The organism is Pseudomonas sp. FIP_A4, from assembly GCF_036701605.1.
GTDB lineage: Bacteria > Pseudomonadota > Gammaproteobacteria > Pseudomonadales > Pseudomonadaceae > Stutzerimonas > Stutzerimonas phenolilytica.
In genome coordinates, this window is sequence record NZ_JAYDXP010000080.1 from 1 (window position 1) to 607 (window position 607).

Here is a 607-nt window from a genome sequence, read left to right on the forward strand (position 1 = left end):
AGGTGCAGGCGGCGCGGGCAGCGGCGGCGGCCGGCGTGCCGTTCAGCCTGTCCACGGTCGGCATCTGCTCGCTGGCCGAGGTGCACGCGGCCAGTACGCGCGCCTGCTGGTTCCAGCTTTACATGCTGCGCGATCGCGACAACCCCAAGGCGGCGCTGCGCCAGGTCGCCAAGCAGGGTCACGAACGCCTGGAGCAGGGTGCCTGGGTGCTGAGACAAGACGCTGAGCTCGCCGGGTGGTGGCGGCTACAACGAACTGCGCATCGAAGACCGCAAGGGCGCCGAACAGATCTACATCCACGCCCAGCGCGACTGGGACGAGAACATCGCCTCGCTGCTATTCCGTCATGCGCTGCGCATGAGCATCGCGCTGGTCTGCGGCTATGCGGTACTGCACGCGATCCATCCGGAGCAGGGCTACTGGGTGTTGCCGACGATGAGGTGATCGCTGGCTCTGACTTCGGTCTTGCGGTCGCCGTGAGTCGTGCGGTGTTCCTCGGCCCTGAACTCGCTGTAGCTGCTGGCTTCCACGGTGTCGTGACGCTCAGGGCCGGCTGCGTTGCTGTACGGCGGTGGTGCCATCGGCGGCGTGGTCAACGTTATCGACC

The 607-nt window shown here is 66.9% G+C and carries 3 pseudogenes; 2 read left to right on the top strand and 1 reads right to left on the bottom strand.

The window, feature by feature from the left end:
- Nucleotides 1–35: 35 nt before the first annotated feature.
- Together U8L64_RS00620 and U8L64_RS00625 are read left to right on the top strand one after the other, a co-directional pair.
- A pseudogene (locus U8L64_RS00620) lies at nucleotides 36–179 on the top strand (alpha-hydroxy-acid oxidizing protein); the annotation flags it as partial.
- 37 nt (nucleotides 180–216) lie between these two features.
- Nucleotides 217–327: pseudogene (locus U8L64_RS00625) on the top strand (bacteriophage T4 gp5 trimerisation domain-containing protein); the annotation flags it as partial.
- A 92-nt stretch (nucleotides 328–419) separates the two neighbouring features.
- Here U8L64_RS00625 and U8L64_RS00630 read toward each other — a convergent pair.
- Nucleotides 420–607, bottom strand: a pseudogene (locus U8L64_RS00630) (hypothetical protein); the annotation flags it as partial.